Source organism: uncultured Paraglaciecola sp. (assembly GCF_913058035.1).
Lineage (GTDB): Bacteria > Pseudomonadota > Gammaproteobacteria > Enterobacterales > Alteromonadaceae > Paraglaciecola.
The window spans coordinates 1-17,108 of the sequence record NZ_CAJXPA010000096.1 but is presented as its reverse complement, the minus strand read 5'-3'; the positions used below and the strand labels follow the sequence as shown (position 1 = coordinate 17,108).

At 41.0% G+C, this 17,108-nt stretch carries 15 protein-coding genes, 1 pseudogene and 1 riboswitch; of the genes and pseudogenes, 11 read left to right on the top strand and 5 right to left on the bottom strand.

The window, feature by feature from the left end:
* The 3 genes from QZ562_RS13150 to QZ562_RS13140 form a co-directional block, all read left to right on the top strand.
* On the top strand, window positions 1-239 hold a 239-nt coding region (locus QZ562_RS13150), incomplete at its 5' end, for a hypothetical protein (protein ID WP_293760805.1).
* Between the two features lie 249 nt (window positions 240-488).
* Window positions 489-794, top strand: coding sequence for a type II toxin-antitoxin system RelE/ParE family toxin (locus QZ562_RS13145; RefSeq protein WP_293760802.1), 306 nt, complete (start codon window positions 489-491; stop codon window positions 792-794).
* Between the two features lie 67 nt (window positions 795-861).
* Entirely contained in the window at window positions 862-1,161 is a 300-nt protein-coding gene (locus QZ562_RS13140) for a HigA family addiction module antitoxin (RefSeq protein WP_293760799.1), read from the top strand.
* Between the two features lie 85 nt (window positions 1,162-1,246).
* Here the strand turns inward: QZ562_RS13140 and QZ562_RS13135 are convergent, their stop codons facing one another.
* The 5 genes from QZ562_RS13135 to QZ562_RS13115 all read right to left on the bottom strand — a co-directional run bounded on the left by QZ562_RS13135 (window position 1,247) and on the right by QZ562_RS13115 (window position 9,887).
* On the bottom strand, window positions 1,247-4,942 hold the full coding sequence (locus tag QZ562_RS13135; RefSeq protein WP_293760796.1) for an SbcC/MukB-like Walker B domain-containing protein: 3,696 nt from the start codon (window positions 4,940-4,942) through the stop codon (window positions 1,247-1,249).
* Window positions 4,939-6,231: an exonuclease subunit SbcD gene (gene sbcD / locus QZ562_RS13130; protein WP_293760794.1), complete on the bottom strand. Its 1,293-nt coding sequence runs from the start codon at window positions 6,229-6,231 to the stop codon at window positions 4,939-4,941. The genes QZ562_RS13135 and sbcD overlap by 4 nt, the downstream gene beginning before the upstream one ends.
* Complete coding sequence (locus QZ562_RS13125; protein WP_293760791.1) at window positions 6,231-8,132, bottom strand: EAL domain-containing protein; 1,902 nt, start codon at window positions 8,130-8,132, stop codon at window positions 6,231-6,233. The genes sbcD and QZ562_RS13125 overlap by 1 nt, the downstream gene beginning before the upstream one ends.
* Before the next feature lie 127 nt (window positions 8,133-8,259).
* The gene (locus tag QZ562_RS13120; protein WP_293760788.1) at window positions 8,260-8,691 is read right to left on the bottom strand and encodes a YfiR family protein; all 432 of its coding nucleotides are present in this window, start codon (window positions 8,689-8,691) and stop codon (window positions 8,260-8,262) included.
* Between the two features lie 122 nt (window positions 8,692-8,813).
* A complete protein-coding gene (locus tag QZ562_RS13115; RefSeq protein ID WP_293760785.1) occupies window positions 8,814-9,887 on the bottom strand; it encodes a transporter in 1,074 nt (357 codons plus the stop codon).
* 883 nt (window positions 9,888-10,770) lie between these two features.
* Window positions 10,771-10,916, top strand: a riboswitch (cobalamin riboswitch).
* Between the two features lie 178 nt (window positions 10,917-11,094).
* On the opposite strand from QZ562_RS13115, the gene QZ562_RS13110 reads away from it, so the two are divergent.
* The 8 genes and pseudogenes from QZ562_RS13110 to QZ562_RS13075 all read left to right on the top strand — a co-directional run.
* On the top strand, window positions 11,095-11,928 hold the full coding sequence (locus QZ562_RS13110; protein ID WP_293760782.1) for an ABC transporter ATP-binding protein: 834 nt from the start codon (window positions 11,095-11,097) through the stop codon (window positions 11,926-11,928).
* Complete coding sequence (locus tag QZ562_RS13105; protein WP_293760779.1) at window positions 11,925-12,947, top strand: iron ABC transporter permease; 1,023 nt, start codon at window positions 11,925-11,927, stop codon at window positions 12,945-12,947. The genes QZ562_RS13110 and QZ562_RS13105 overlap by 4 nt, the downstream gene beginning before the upstream one ends.
* 248 nt (window positions 12,948-13,195) lie before the next feature.
* Window positions 13,196-13,672 (top strand): annotated as a pseudogene (locus QZ562_RS13100) (bifunctional adenosylcobinamide kinase/adenosylcobinamide-phosphate guanylyltransferase).
* A gap of 82 nt (window positions 13,673-13,754) precedes the next feature.
* Window positions 13,755-13,964 (top strand): hypothetical protein, encoded by a 210-nt coding sequence (locus tag QZ562_RS13095; protein WP_293760776.1) that lies wholly within the window; start codon window positions 13,755-13,757, stop codon window positions 13,962-13,964.
* Window positions 13,965-14,207: 243 nt separating this feature from the next.
* On the top strand, window positions 14,208-14,390 hold the full coding sequence (locus QZ562_RS13090) for a hypothetical protein (RefSeq protein ID WP_293760774.1): 183 nt from the start codon (window positions 14,208-14,210) through the stop codon (window positions 14,388-14,390).
* Window positions 14,391-14,422: 32 nt separating this feature from the next.
* Window positions 14,423-15,025, top strand: coding sequence for a cob(I)yrinic acid a,c-diamide adenosyltransferase (cobO, locus tag QZ562_RS13085; protein WP_293760771.1), 603 nt, complete (start codon window positions 14,423-14,425; stop codon window positions 15,023-15,025).
* Window positions 15,022-15,906: a cobalamin-binding protein gene (locus QZ562_RS13080; RefSeq protein WP_293760768.1), complete on the top strand. Its 885-nt coding sequence runs from the start codon at window positions 15,022-15,024 to the stop codon at window positions 15,904-15,906. Before cobO ends, QZ562_RS13080 begins: the two co-directional genes overlap by 4 nt.
* Before the next feature lie 428 nt (window positions 15,907-16,334).
* On the top strand, window positions 16,335-17,108 hold a 774-nt coding region (locus QZ562_RS13075; RefSeq protein WP_293760765.1), incomplete at its 3' end, for an IS110 family transposase.

The window sequence follows — 17,108 nt, the reverse complement described above, 5'->3', positions numbered from 1 at the left end:
CTTATCGAGACACCCATTGTTACAAAACGATAAAATATAATTTAAATCAATATATTACGGAAAATAGCACTACAACTGAAATCAGTGACGGAGTCACCATTTCAGTTGTAGGCAAAGCCGATGCTTTTTTCTTATCTTTTGCCTTACCCTCGACTCACGGCTCGCAAATATTACTTCAATTTAGTGGGTCAATCGCCATGCGGACACCGCGAGGGATGGTGGTAAGCGACAGCGCATAAAAATCCCCCACTCCTTTTACCTCCCGCTACTGCGTTGGAACACATCTGCTGGGCAGCTCTAGAACCTTACTGAATCGCCACCATTGACACGCGATACGTTACAGGTTACGGTTGAGGCAATCATTTACTACAACCTATAAATAAAGTGAAAGCTTAGCTTCTAAGGTAAATAGATAGGCATATGTTTGTTGATACAACGATAACAAATTAAAACGATACAAATGACTACCGGCACAAGAGGGATCTGGCATGGCAATCAAGAGTTTTAAACATAAAGGGCTTAAAAAGTTTTTTTATGATGGCGGCACAAGTGGCATACAGGATAACCACTTACAAAAAGTAGGCTATATATTAGACGCGATAGATGCTTCACATCATCCAAAGGACTTAAAGAGCATTTATGGGAATAAATTTGCAGAAAAGAAAGGCTCCGGTGCAGGGGTTTATAGTCTAGAAGTGAATGGCAATTGGCGTATCACCTTCCAAATACATGATGATGGAACAATGCTGGTGGATTACCGTGATTACCACGGCAAATCAATTAAGGCGATGTAACACTTACCTGATATCACAATTAAGCAGACATTTAGCTGCTCTATTAAAAAAAATTATGGAGATTAAGATGATACAAACTAGAAAGCCATCACATCCGGGTGAGTTTTTTAAGTTCACCATACTGGACGAACGCAAGATATCTATTACTGATGCTGCTACTTATCTTGGGGTTTCAAGAAAAGCATTAAGCGAGTTTACTAACGGCAAAGCAAAATGCTCTCACGCTATGGCTAGAAGGCTTTCTGAGTCGACGGGAACGGGTGTTTCTATTTGGATAAACATGCAGGCAAAGCTTGACACTTGGGAAGCTGAAAATATGCCTCTTCCCGATAACATCCAAGCTATACCGGATTACAAGGTCGCATAAAAAGTACTTTGAGTTAGCAGGTAAAAACTAAAGCCAACATCATCACGTTGGCTTGTTTGTGTCACCTCGCCAGAGCCTAAAAAACTCACCTAACAGCAAACACCGGATCCAATTCACTCACCCCCAACCCACTCTTCTTAGTCACCCGTAACTGCGTTGGTATCCTCTCCTTCATCGCCTCAATATGACTGATCACCCCAATCATCTTGCCCGATGCATTCAGGTTATCCAGCGCATCCAAAGCAATATCCAACGTTTCAGCATCCAAAGTGCCAAACCCTTCATCAAGAAACAGCGAGTCAATACTGGTTTTATGGCTGACTAGGTCAGATAGCGCCAAAGCAAGGGCAAGGCTCACTAAGAAACTCTCACCACCGGATAGGGTTTTGGTATCCCGCTCTACATCACCCTGCCAAGTATCAAGCACTGTCAGCGCTAGGCCTTGTTCTTCTTTTCTTTTAAGCAAATAACGACCATGTATGCGGTCGAGTTGTTTGTTGGCGAGGTAGACTAAGTTATCTAGGGTCAGGCCTTGGGCGAAACGGCGAAATTTGTCGCCGTTGGCTGAACCGATTAAGCCGTGTAGGTAACTTAGCTGATCGTAATCTTGTGTTTGTTGTTCGATTTGGTCGAGTAATGTTTGTTGCCGTGAGGTCTGTTTCTGGTCTGCCGATAATTGACTGCTAATGCCACCTCTGCTTTCTACTAGCCTATCTTTTTCAGTTTGTAGTTGCTGCAGTTGTGCCTTCACGTCTTCTTGTGAGGTTTGCTGCCACAAGGCTGCTTGTTCGATATTATTAAGCTGGTTAAGCTGGGCGGCGGATTGCTCTAACAACGTATTTGCCCGCTGTAATTGTGTATCGAGTCTTTGTTTCAAACTGATTAGCTGGCTGCGCTGTTGTTCGGGCAGCAGCGCCATTTCAAATTCGCATTGGTTAACAAAAGGGCTGTTAGTAAGTAACGCATGCCATTTATCGGTAAGCCCTTTAAGTGACAGTTCAAGCTCTGTTTGCTGTTGTGTTTTTGCTTTGATGGCTGCCAATAAGTCGTTATGTTGCTGATCGATTTGTTTGTGCATAGCAATCGCCAACTGATGGGATTGCTCGGTAGTACTTAGCTTAACATTGGCATTTTCTCTGGCGAGTGCCACTGTCTGTTCGCCAAATAATTGATGGCGCTGTTTAGCTTTGTCATCCCATTGTTGTTTAAGTTCAGATTCTTGTATTTGCTCTGATGACAGTTGTCCATCCAGACTCTGCAACAGCTTTTCGGCTACTGCATTTTCTGCACTTTTAAGCTCAAGTTGTCGGCTTATTTGTTCTTTATCGTGCATTTTTTGCTGATAACAGGTGACATCTTTACGTTTAGCTTGCAGCCATTGCACCCATTCATTTTCTGGCGGAGCGACGTAACCCAAGGCAGTAATATTAGTGAGTAGGGCCGTGCGGTTTTTATCTATCAACTCAATGAGCTGTGCATATTCTTGCGTCGCTTTTTGGCTGCTTTGTTGCAACGATTGTTGGCTTTGTTCAAGTAATTTAAGTTTGCTGCTGAGTTTTTCACTCTCACGCTGGGTAATGTTTAACGCTTCTTTGTTGGCTTGGCGTTCTTTATCTAGCTGACTGATTAACTTTAATTGACTTGATACTTGTTCAAACTGTTTTTTAAGTGCCAGTTCAAAGTTTTGTAAGCTGTGCGAATCGTTGATGGCGAAGTTGAGTTGCAGTGTTGCTACTGCGCCCTGCCATAACGTTGTTAGCTCAGTTTCGAGTGTATTCGATTCAGCCAAGCAGGTGTGTAACTGCTTAATTTTAAGCTCTAGGGAGTCTCTTTTTTCGCGCACCGCTTTTCCGTCTTGTTCTAACTGATTTAACAGCGTGTCTGCTTGTTGTTTTCTGTCCACTGTTTCGGGAATATCTATGGCCATAGCCGATGATTGAGGGTGTTCGGTCGCACCGCACAACGGACATGCTTCATCTGCTTTAAGCAATTGGCGATATTGAGCTAGCTGCTCTTCTTGGCTGACGAGTTGTTGTAAATCTTTGCAGCGTTGGGTTTGCTCTTGGTACTTGTGCACTAAAGCATTGCGCTGTGTGCTTAATTCTTCGGTTTGTGTTTGGCTACTTTGCAATTCACTCTGACTGTGTGTTTTGTCTCTTTCTAATTGCACACAACGGCGCTGGATTTCTTGGGCGCTGTGCAGCTCGGGCCAGCGAGTATTAATAGTGGCTAATTGATTTTCAAGTTCGGTCGTGCCCGACTCAAGGCTGATGTTGTCGGTTTTTACGGTTAACTTTTGATATTGTGCTTCCTTTTCTGTCAGCGCCGCCTGTTGCAGGTTTAGACGTTCAGACAGGTTTTGCCATTGTCCTTGTAGACGTTGTTTAACCTTGATGTTTTCATTGAGTTGGCTGTCGATGCCTACTGTATGTTTTTGCAGTGTCTCGGCTGATAGACTATCACGTTTTAGTTGCTCCACTGATGCATTCCAACCGCTAAGTTGTTCGCCCACGGCACTGTCTGCTTGATGCTCAGTGAGGTAGTTTTGCGCAAGGCTATGTTGCGAGTTTAAGTCGGTTAACGCGGCGGTTAACACTTGCTGTTTGCTGACCGACTCTTGCTGTTGTTGTTGCAACTGGCGAAGAGCCTGCTGTTTATCACTGTGTTTTTCAGCTAAGACACTTATTTTATTATCAAGGGGCATAACCTGCTGTGTTATCAACTGCTCCTGACTTTGCTGAGCTTGTTTGCTGCTTTGTAATGAGTGTGCCGCCACAGACAACTTGTCGGCTGCGCTGGTTAACTCTACTCCCAACTTCGTTTGGGTTTGTTGCTGGGCAGACAATTGCTCATTCGTTTTTGTCTGTTGCTGTGTTACCTCAACTAAACGTCGCCAATTGGGCCGCAGGCGCTCGGCGGGCTCACTTTTTTCAAGCAAACTTAAATCAATTTTTGCATCAGCGATGGCTTCTTTAGCCTCGGTGTTTAAAATGCTGGCATCTTGTTGGCTTTGCTGGGCACTGAGTCGTTTTTCCAACCAGTTTATATGGCTTGTGTGGGTTGTAATTAGTTGCTCGATGCCTCCTTGTTTGTTTTGTAGTTGATTGAGTTCGTCTTGCAGCGCTTGCCTTTGCTCCGCGCTGAGCACTTGAAAGGTATTCGCCCCCGCCTGTAATTCGTTTAATCTTTGTTTGGCTTGGCTGAAGTGTTCATGCACCTTAACTGAAATCTGACCATAGACCTCAGTCCCGGTAAGCTCTTCGAGTAACTCCGCCCGTTTATTTTCATCTGCGTTAAGAAACGCGGCAAAATTCCCTTGGGATAACATCATTGACTTGGTAAAGCGGCCAAAGTCTAGACCTGTTAGTTTTTCTATTTCTTCGCTTTTTTGCCTAATTTGGGTGGCCAGTACTTTGCCTGTGGCTACTTCGGCTAATTCTGCATCTGCGGGTTGTAGATTACCGTCTACGTTGCCCCGTGAACGGCGCATACTCCAAAAAGCTCGATAGGCGGTGCCTTTTACTTCAAACTCCACTTCTGCCAAACATTCAGACGTGCCTCGTGTCATGATTTCGTTAGATGAATTAGTGATTTGTCCCAGCCTTGGGGTTTGATGATAAAGCGCCAAACAAATTGCATCTAATAAGGTGGTTTTACCCGCACCGGTTGGCCCAGTGATAGCAAATAGGCCGTTTTCGGCGAAAGGTGGTTGGGTAAAATCAATTTTCCATTCCCCCTTAAGTGAGTTGAGGTTTTTTAATCGAATGCTTAAAATTTTCATCCGTCCGTCCCCTGATGCTCTACCTCAGACAATATTTGGCTAAACCGCTGTCGCACTTGTTGCAGTGTGGTTTTTTCTGAGTCCACTTCAGGGCTTGTATCAAATGTCTCCATAGCTAAGCGTTTTTCAAATACGTCTTCGGGGGTTAATTCAGCAAGGGTTTCACTTTGCATTTGACTCAGTAATTGTCTGCGCTGATTGCGTGAACGCCGCAGTTGCAATATTTCTACATTGAGCCCTTCGGTCATGGTTTGAATACGCTGCTGCAGATCGGCTAAATAATCCTGGGTATCCACCTCAAGACATAACCAGACAGGCTGCGTACCTGTATCAGCTTTTGTATTAGCTGTTGTGTTAGCTTTTGCATCAGCTTTGAGTTGTTGCAGTGCTTTCTCAATTTTTGCAAGGTCGCCCTTAATCACTAACATGGGCTGAAAAACAGGAATGGGGATAGGTTGTAAACTGGTGCGCTGTGCTCCGCTAAACTCCACCAGCATCACTTGCTTTTGGGTGCCCAGTTCATCAAAACTTAAAGGAATAGGCGAGCCGCAATAACGAATATGTTCTGATTTGGCTACTATCTGTGGCTTATGAATATGCCCCAGTGCAATGTAGTCGGCAGGGGGAAATCCGTCTGCGGCAAAGCCGTCTAAGGTACCGATGTAAATGTCGCGAACACTTTCGGATTGGCTGACCCCCAGCGCGGTTAAATGTCCAGTGGCGATAATAGGTAAATCTAGCCCGTCTGCTTTTTGTTCTTTTTGTTTAAGTAAGGCTATTTGGTACAGCGTTTGGTAATGCTGCTTAATGGCATCTCCTAGTGCTTGGCGTTTTTGTAATCCGGTTTCGCCTGCTGTGCTTTGCAACACATCTCTGGCTCTGATAAAAGGCACCGCACATAAAATAGCTGCTGGCTGACCTTGCTTATCGGGAATAGTAAACACTTGTTCATCAATTGCTATGCCGGTGCTGGCCACCACAAAGGTATTTAAACAGGCAAGAATTTGTTTGGATTCGTTTAGGGTAGAAACCGAGTCATGATTGCCGCCAAGGACCACCAACACACAGTTGAGCTGTTGCATATCCACCACAAACTGGTTATACATCTCTCGTGCGTAACTCGGTGGAGTGCCAGTATCAAATATGTCACCGGCTATAATAACCGCGTCTACCTGCTCACATGCTACCTGCTGTAAAAGCCAGTTTATAAACCTTTGATGTTCTTCTTTGCGACTTTTAGTGAAAAAATTTTGACCCAGATGCCAATCGGAGGTGTGCAGTATCTTCATTATTTGTATTTATGTTCCTTACTGGCAATAAATTTAGTTGCATCGTCCATAGACAAGGGTTTACTAAATAAATAGCCTTGAATGATGTCACACTGCATGTTTTTAAGAATATTGAGCTGTTCTTGTGTCTCTACACATTCTGCTACGAGAAGCATATTAAGACTTTTTCCGAGTGTAATGATGGATTGTACTATTCCATCGTTGGCCTGTTTTTGTCCCAGTCCTTTTATAAAACTGCCATCAATTTTAAGTGTGTCTATAGGTAAGTCTTGTAAATAACTCATACAAGAATAACCGGTCCCAAAATCATCAATGGCAATATTGACACCTAAATCTTTTAAGGACTGCAATACTGATACTGAAATTGACGTTGAATCTAAAAAAGTATTTTCAGTTAATTCAACCTCTAAGAATTTAGGAGCTAAACCTGTTTCTGTGAGAACAGAATAAATATCCTCTAAACATCGAGATTGCATGATAAATGAGGCAGGAAAGTTAACCGCTATTTTTACAGGTGTCAATCCTGCTTTTTGCCAACTCACATTTTGCCTACAGGCCTGTTCTAATACCCATAGAGTTAACTTCTCCATTAAACCTAAGTCATCCACTAAAGGTAAAAATTGTTCTGGGGAGATAAAAACACCATCACACTTCCACCTTATTAATGCTTCAAATCCCAAAATACTTTCGCCATCAATTGACATTTGAGGCTGATAAACCATAAAAAAGTCATTTTTTTCGAATGCCTGATGCACCTGCATTTCTAGCGTTAAACGATGCACAGAGTTGTTAAGCATTTCCTGATTAAAATACCGATAATGACCCGGTCCCTGAACTTTCGCCTGATACATGCTGATATCTGCATGTTTAATCAAACTTACACTGTCTGTGCCGTCTTTTGGGTAACGAGTAATGCCAATGCTAGTTGAAACATGTAACAAGTGGTTATCCAAATGAATAGGATTAGACAACTCGTTCATTATTTTGCGCACAAAGCTCTCAACATCTTCAATTTTTTGAATATTCTCTAGCACTACTACAAATTCGTCCCCACCCCATCGGAAGACAGAATCTGATTGACTTAAAAGTTTAGTAAGTTTAGTGGCTACTTGGACAAGTAACTGATCACCCACGTAGTGTCCCAGACTGTCATTAATAATTTTAAATCGATCTAGATCAAGGAACAATAAGGCTAATTCAGATCGATTTCTCTCAGCAGTACTGATTCCATGGGATAGACGTTCGGTAAGTAAATGCCGATTAGGTAATTTGGTCAAATCATCATAGTTAGAGCGGTTATAAAGCTGGCTTTCATGTTTTTCTATGGTGTTCAACATCGTATTAACTCCCAAAATAAGCTTACCGATCTCATCATTTCGATTATTATTGAGACGCTTGTGGTATTTTTTTTTGTCGGCAACATATCCAACCAATTCAATCAAATCAGTTATCGGCGCATTCAGAAGTTTTTGCAGTCGCCAGTTAAGTATGTAAGTTAATAAAAAGCTCCCCAGAAAAACCAACGCCGCTATTAATATATATCTCTGCTGCTGGTTTTGAAGAGAAATAGTATCTGCTGAAATAACAATGACACCTAACTTTTCATCACCCATCATAATCTGGTGTGACAAATAAATATTTTGATTCTTAAAAAAAGCATTTTGATTGAAATTCCCAATGGGCATATCAATACTTTCTCCAGAGCGTTTGTATTCAGCAAATACATTCAAGTTTGCATCGTAAATTTGAGCATATCGAGTGGCTCGATACAGCTTGAGGTGAGACAATAAATGAGTAGCAACTTGCTTATCATCAAACAGCAATGCCGAACTGCTGCTAGCAGCTAGTAACGTAATTTTTACCCTGCATGACTTCAATAAGATTATTTTTATAATCTTCATTTGAGTTCGAATATAACAGCCCCGACATGATGACAAGAGGAAGAATATTTATTGCCATTATAGCAATAAGCTGTTTATGAAAGAATGAAATTGAATTTATCAATTTTATTAACGTTTGCAACATTCGTTATCTAATCCTTGCTAGTTTCAGCAATTCAGAGCTGACAGTAACTTTTAACGCATCGATTTTTTCACGGTTAATTTCAAACCGAAGCTTTCTATTTTCTGTATAAAATACAATGGCTGCATCTGGGAAAAAGTTATCGTCTGAGTCAGTCACAACGATTGCATTTTCATCTTGCAGAGAGTCAGGGGTGTGTTTGCCTTGTAAATAAAGCAATTCACATCCCTTTGAAGCAGAACGTGCGACTACTTCAACTTTTCTCTTCAACCTACCAACTCGTCTGTCGCCAACCAGTTGGCTCAAAAACTCCAAAAATTCAGGTGTCGCATCCACACAAATTCTAATTGTTGAAGGTAATGTCATTTCTGTCGTATCAGGCCATTCTATAAATTTTGTAAAATTCAATAAATAGGCTGCTTTTAACTTGTCCTCCATACCTAGAGGTCTATCAGCATAAACCGCAGTGCAAAAAAAACAACTAAAAAGCCCTGTAAAAAGCAACGTGGAGCTCAGTCTAAATAGACTAAAAAATAAGTTTTGAATTGACGTAATCAAAATTAAATTTGTTTCGAAATATAAATAGCACTTTGTAACTTTTCTTTGGGCTGGGGCCCATTAAGATCCTGATAAAACGGCTTTCCAAGCTCTACATTGATTTGAATGTCCTCTGACAATTGCATGGTCAAACCCAGTCGAAGACTAATTTTTTTGCCACCATAAAGATGCGGATTGGTTATGCTAGCAGGATACTTGAAAGCCCCATTAAGTAACAAGTCATCGTCTTGACCATGAATAGACTCAGTGTATTTGAAAGCGACCCCTGCAAACGTTCTAAAAGCAGGTGACAACTCGGCCTCGTAACGACCATTTAAGTTATAGTTATTGCCAAGCCGATAGTGACGTTTATTTTTACCCGTACGTATATTCGCTTTCATACTAAATTTGAAACCATCTGCGTGACTGTTTTGATAACTCAGTTCTAGAGGAAAATCATATGTCCCTGAGCCCAGTTGCATAGTAAAAGGTAATTGCTGATCACCTAAATCTCTGGGTGTATCTCCTACCTCATCAATCGACCCTGTTGGCAAACTCAAGCCAAACGCAAACCGCCATGAACTGGTAATTGAATTGTTCCATCTGTAGGTGGCTGATAACGATGTATCACCCAAACCATCAGTTTCAATAGTAAAAAAATTATAATTATTAACAATGCTGATGTGATCAGTTTTTTGATTAATATAAGGAATAGATATATTCCCATTCCAATGTTTATTAAACTGATATGCCAGAGCAATAACATGAGCCTGTTGTTTTATAATAGTGGGTAAAACAGGGAAATTTTTGTTTGTCCGCAATTCATTTGGTGCATTCCATAATACATCGTCAAAACTTAAGGATTCGTTCCCATCGAGATAACCTTCAAATACTGCGGTTTTAAATTGATAGGCTAAGTTCCAAGGGGATGTGTGAATATGTTCTTCAATAGTCTCGTCGAGGCTGATGTCAAATAGCTCCAAAAAACTCATCTCAGCAAATTCAGATGGTGTGCTTTGCGCCAAAATTTGAATAGAAGTGACAATACTAAACATGGGCAAAAAACATACGACTGTTTGCATTTGTTTATATTTCATTGACTGTCTCCGGTTAGATTAACAAGCTCTTTATTAGCCGCATAAAGTGTTGTATATCTCTCCGTATATCATCATTCCTAGTGTGATGACTTCTCAGGCGGCATTGATTACATTTATTACATTGATTACATTAATAACACTAGGTAAAAGCTCATTGAGTGTTCAATCACATGTGCGTTAAATAATAGTGTAATTCCATTTTACTGAATAGCAAATGACTGACTATTAAAATATGACTAAAGAGTTATTATCATACTTAACAAATATTTGGACTTTACATCACATAGAGTTTTCAACTCACGCATAATAAATAATAATGAAGTCAGTATGCGGGCGTGTTGCACGGTAATTAATGTATAATCAACCATCCCCCTCCTAAAATAGGTCTTTGGTTCAGTAACAGGCATACAACATTGGCAAGTAAAAACAGCGTCTAAATATTGGCTCAGAAAATATCCGTGCCAAAAGATAAAGACCAAAAGATTGCATGAAAAAGTGCTACAAAACAATTTGCTGCAACCCACACAATAGTCTTTGATAATCTTTGACATTATTTATCAAGATCCCACTAAACCAATTTTCCAATAATACAGGATACATTGTCGCTATCACAACGAACCAAAATCAGCATCCAAACCTCGGTAAATAACGAAAGCAACAAACGAGCTTGTGGCAGCAAAGATAATGTTTATAAAGCATTGATCAAAATGCTGCGCTTTAGCAATCCGACCAACGCTCGGGATACTCTTTTAAAAATCGACATTAACCACCAAGAAAAAATCCAATTAGTATCACGATAAATATATCTATTTTAATTTTGAGTGAAATTCGAGGGAGATCTGATGTAAAACACCCCTCGAACATCATCTACTTACTTGCTATATTTGTTTTTTAACAATAAGGTTTTGTTTCGTTGAAACAACAACACAAAGTAATTGGGAATTTGGTGAAAATCCAAGACTGTACCCGCAACTGTAAACGTTTTAACAAAACGTCAGTCAGATACCAGCCTTATAAAACCTTGAAGTAGGTAACCTAATTCAAGATACACTTTAATTTTTCGTGCGGGAACACACGGATAACATTATATCTTGACAGTTTTCATGCTGTTGTTTGATGTGTTTCCCTGTTCTCGCTACTTGAGTCAACATTTTGATTGTGGATGTTATTCCGACTATTGAGTACAAGTGTGAGTGTGGGTCAGTGTATGTCTAGCGCCTGCTCCCTTATTGCCACTAATGTGAACCTAAAAATAGGCACACATCAGATTTTATCTGATGTGTGCCTTAATGTTAGTGCAGGAAAAGTCATGGGTGTACTTGGCCCCAATGGTGCGGGTAAAACTAGTTTACTCAAAATGTTATCGGGGCAGTTAGCGAGTCATCACAGTATCAGTTGGAATAATAAAGCGCTGACAGATTACGACCCTATGTCTTTGGCCAAACAAATCGCAGTAGTGAATCAACTCAACGAAAGTGTATTTGCTCTAGACCTCTATCAAATAGTGCGTATGGGCTTGTTACCGCACAAATCGTTGCTTAGTAGACAAACCCGCGAAGACGACAAAAGCATCAGCGACGCCATATCCCGCGTAGGACTTGATAACAAAGTTAAGCAAAGCTTTAATTCTTTATCTGGTGGTGAACAACAGCGCGGTTTAATTGCACGCGCCTTAGTGCAAAAAGCCGCACTTATCGTGTTAGACGAACCGGTTAATCATCTGGATATATATTATCAGCACCAAGTACTGAAACTGTTGCGCGACCTTGCGCATAAACTCAATATCACAGTGATAATGAGCCTCCATGACTTAAATTTAGCCGCTAATTATTGTGACCATCTTTGCTTATTAGACCAAGGAAAAATGGTCGAGCAAGGTACACATGAACAAGTGCTTACCTCACAGCGTTTAGAACAAGTATTTAGGACCCCTTGCCAAATAAGACATAAGACTAACAATTCGGCGTTTCGAGTGGACTTTTATCCTCCCGATGAAGTTGAAACAGATTTAACGTCTGTTACTGGGAACTCAAACTTGTGAACACAAAATGGATGGTTTTGTGTCTGTTGGTCATCGTATCACCCATTGGAGCGTTGTTTTTTGGCGCTGCAGATCTATCCAATGGCCAACTCATTCACTGTATAACACAGGGTTGCCAAGACCCTGTAAACAACATGATTTTTTGGGAGATCCGCGCACCCAGAGTATTTGTAGGGTTTTTAGTAGGCGCTGGATTAGCAGTAGCGGGGGCGACTTTACAAAATATTACCCGCAATGGTTTAGCTGATCCTTATTTATTTGGTGTTGTATCAGGTGCTGGATTAGGTGCAAGCATTGCCACGTTGTTATTTGATAGCAAGTTAGCCGAACAAATTGGGCTGATGCAAATGTTCCCTAATTTATCATTTTCATTGGCCTTACCTTTAGCGGCATTTTTAGGCGCGTTATTTTCGGTATTTTTGGTGCAAATTTTGGTTTCTAAAACCTTTGGCAGCAAAACTGAACATATGTTGTTAGCAGGCATTGCGGTGTCTTTTATGCTCAGCGCGCTGAGTCATTTTCTATTGTTTTTAGGTGAACCTTTTGCTGCTAACAAAGTGATTTTTTGGTTAATGGGAAGTCTAGCCCGAGTAGAAACTTGGTATGCCTGGGTCATGTTGCCAGTGGTGTTGGTAAGCGTAGCGACATTATTGCTTTATGGTCGGCATATGGACGCACTATTGCTGGGCGATGAAAATGCTAAAACATTAGGTGTGCAGGTCACTCGTTTACGGATTTTATCGCTGGCTATTTGCGCCGCACTCACCGCCTGCATTGTATCTTATTGCGGTGGTATAGGTTTTGTTGGTTTGATGATCCCACATATTGTTAGGAGTTGGTTGGGCGTCACCAGCCGTATTGTTACTATTGGCTGTGTGTTACTGGGTGGCTGTTTTATGGTTTGGGTAGATGTATTAGCGCGTGTTGCTATGCCCAATCAAGAAATTCCTATTGGGATTATCACCTCTGCTATTGGCAGTGTGTTTTTTCTAATCGTGATGAGCCAAAGACGAAATTAGAAAGCAATTAAAGAATAATTGAACATTATTTAAATATGACTTAAACATTATTTTAAAGATAATCTAAACAGAATGAAAACGCCTAAGGGAAAGGTTTTTGCAGCCGACCACGGTATTGCTCAAACGATGTAAACATTGCGCCCAGTGAGTTAATGGGGCAAACGCTAGCAAACTTTGTATCTGGTCGCGGCGATTAATAGTTTTTGTAACAGCCTAGATATGCACCTCTAAGTGATTGATGCAGACAACTGATACCGCTTAGCAAAAAAACAGATTTACCGGTTACTCTTATGGCGACTGCCATGGCCAGCAATCCTGAAATGGCGCAAAGAATTGCTTACTATGAAGCCGAACGCCCTGAAGATTGGCGCCTAGCTGAGTTGTCTATAGATTTCAACTTATTTTAGCAGAAGCCGAATTTTTACCTGAGCCAATATTGCTGATTGACTGCTTAACTATATGACTAAACAAACAATTATTTGAATATTCTAAACAAAATTTTAAAACGTTATTCAGTGATTTGCACGACGACCACCAAGCCTACACATGTCACATATTACTATGTGTCCAATGAAGTTAGATTAGGCGTGATACCAATGAAAGAAATCAGTCATAAATTTGTCGACCAAACTGGTTGGCTGGATCAAGTATTGGCAACTCGAGTAGATAAAGTGACATTTATCGTTGCAGGCCTACCTATGACATTAAAAGACACATCAAAATGACAGACTAGGTTAACGACCACAATATCACCCAATTTGACTTAGTGCGTCTGATCTTATTATTTTAGCTAGTAGTAAAAATGTCATGGCATGTTTGGGGTTACCTGAGCAACATAGATGGGGTAAAGATATTGTCAGACACCTACGCTACGGTGGCAAAGTGATAGGTATTTGTAGAGGTTATCAAATGTTAGGGCGAACCATTCATGGTTCAATAGGAATTCAAGGTACAAGTGAAATTGAAGGTACAACAGAAATTGAAGGGACAATAGGCTCATCTCAAGGACTCGGATAGCTGCCCATAAACACTACACTAAAATTTGAAAAATAGTTAACTCATAATCAGGGTAAATTACTGTCACAAACTAATATACATGGTGGTGATATCGAAGGGATCGCGTCAGGTTATCAGATACACGTTGGACATGCTGAACGAGAAGGCAAGTTTAAAGCTTTTGCTTTATTAAAAGATGCGCATCAAGATGATACAAATTATATGATGCACAACTTGACGGCTGTGTCAGCGCAGACAACATAAGTGGCCGGTATTTATCTTCATGGCATGTTCGACTCACCTGAAGCGTTATCACAGATCATCGCTTGGGCCGATACATATGGTGATGAAGCCGAAGCTTATACCTGTCGACAAGAACATGAATTAGACCGCCTAGCCGATGCATTTAGGCACATGTGGACTGGCAGAAAACACATACATTTATAACTAATCAAACAAATAAGCAAAGAGTAAACAACATGACTGATGAAAAAGATAACGACCGCCATAAAACTCGGATGCAAGAACAAAAAGCCAAAGTAGATGAACGTATCGCTGCTGCTCAAGAGGATAAGGGATTGATATTGGTTTTAACTGGTAACGGCAAAGGCAAATCTACCTCAGGTTTTGGTACCGTTGCCAGAGCAGTTGGACACGGATTAAAAGCCTCAGTTGTGCAGTATGTCAAAGGTGGCTGGGAGTGCGGCGAACGTAATTTATTAGAAAAAAATGGTGTGGAATTTCATGTGATGGGCACCGGTTTTACTTGGGAGACCCAAGACAAAGACTTGGATAAACTAGCAGCACAAACTGCTTGGGAACACAGCAAAACATGTCTGCAAGATCCATCAATTAATGTGGTGCTGTTGGATGAAATTACCTACATGATTACTTACAAGTATATCGATCTAGATGAGGTAATAGCTGCGTTAAACACTAGACCAAAAGGCCAGCACGTGGTCATAACTGGCCGTGCTTGCCACCGTTCGATTATTGAAATGGCTGATACAGTCAGCGAAGTAAGACCCATCAAACATGCTTTTGACAACGGTATCAAAGCACAACAAGGCATCGATTGGTGAGTCTAATAATGAATCGCTATCTAAATATACTCTTATTAGGTTTGATTGGCTTAAATGCCAGTCAAACCGTGGCGAAAAGTGTTAGTGATGACTCACTACAAAAGCAACGGATCATTGCACTTGCGCCACATATTGTGGAGTCATTATATGCAATAGGTGCGGGTGAACAGATCATTGGTACAACCGCCCATGCTGACTACCCAAAAGCCGCTGAAAATATTCTACGAGTAGGTAACTATGCACGTTTGCAAATTGAAAAAATTATCCAACTGAAGCCTGACGTAATCATCGCTTGGAAAACTGGCAACCCAATGGATGACCTAGCACGGCTTGAAAAATATCAACTTAAAGTAGTTTACTCACACCCACAAACCTTAGAAGATGTGGCTAACGAATTAATCATGCTGGGTAAGATTACAGGCCGAGAAGCAGTAGCTAATTCTGTGGCTAAGAAATATCTGTTAAATCTTCAAAAAATCAAACAAAAATATGCGACTCAGAACAAAGTTAGGGTGTTTTATGAATTATGGTCACGGCCGCTTCGAACGGTAGCAAATAAAGCATGGCCACAACAACAAATCGAACTATGCGGAGCCAGTAATCCATTTGCAGATGCCCAGGACGATTACCCATCTGTCGGTCTGGAACAAGTACTAGTGACGCTACCTCAAGTAGTGATACAACCAGGCCAACATAGTGCAGACAGCCCGGACGGGCTCAATTGGCTTCAGTGGCAACATATTCCAGCAGTAAAGAATAATTTTATCTTCCATCCGAATGCTGACAAAGCTCACCGTATGACCATTCGAATGCTAGATGAGGTGGTGGTCTTATGCGAACAAATTGATGCAGCTCGACAATTTTATCAAGCCCAGAGTTAAAATAATTATACAGATTGTGTTCTATGAGCTTATGTTGCCAAGTTCATTTTTATTGTGCAGGAGGTGAACATTCGAATGAATATTTTTAACTGAGTATGACAGAGCTAACAAAACAGCAAGTCGGGCGATTTAAAGTTGGATGGGAGTTAAAGAACACTCCACCTGTCATGACCAAAAGAATATTTTGATCGTCTTTTATGAGCGAATTATAGTCTTTCAACCTTAATCATCTACACTTAGATTGTTTAGGTTATGTGCTCGTTGCATACGAATATTGAGCGATATTCATATGATGATTTCTGCTTTTCTTTCGATGCAACGGGTTACTTTACTCATAACGAACACTCAGGGCTCGCCATTAAACGCTGTCTATATTTCTTTCGCAGAGTAAAGAATACATAACAAAGTTCCACTCTTGGAGATTTGTAATGAATGATTCAAAAAGTAAATTCTCAATTTTTGTCGGTTTAGATTGGGCCAATAAAAAACATGATGTTTGTGTCCAGATTGGTGATAGTGACAAGCGCAGTTTTAACGTTATTTCACACACACCTGAATCTATAGATACTTGGTTGAATGAGCTGCATAAAACCGCGAAAGGTAACATTGCCGTTGCTGTAGAGCTGACCAAAGGCCCTATTGTATATGCGTTGCAGAAATACAGTTTTGTCACTGTCTTTCCTATCCATGGATTAACATTAGCCCGTTATCGTCAGGCGATGTTTCCCAGCGGTGCGAAAGATGACCCGATGGATGCTGAACTAGCATTAGACATGATGCTTAACTATCCGAATAAAGTGAAACCGTTGCGTCCCAGTAGTGACGGATCTCGTACATTGGCGTTGTTAGTCGAGCAGCGCCGTTCGTTGGTGGAAGATAGGCGTCGCAACACAAATAGACTTATCAATGCTCTTAAGCAGTATTACCCACAACCCTTGGAGTGGTTCTGCCATAGAGATACTGAGCTATTCTGTGACTTTTTAATTAAATGGCCGGCCTTACATACAGTGAAACGCGCAAGAACCACCTCCATCGTAAAGTTCTTCCAAGCCAGAGGTGGCAATGCAGTTTCGAACACAGAAAAGCGTGTAAAAGCGATAAATGAAGCTATTCCTTTAACCCAAGACCACAGCGTCATATTGCCACATAAGCTATTAGTAGTGGCGCTTTGCAAACAGATACTGACGCTAATAGACAATATC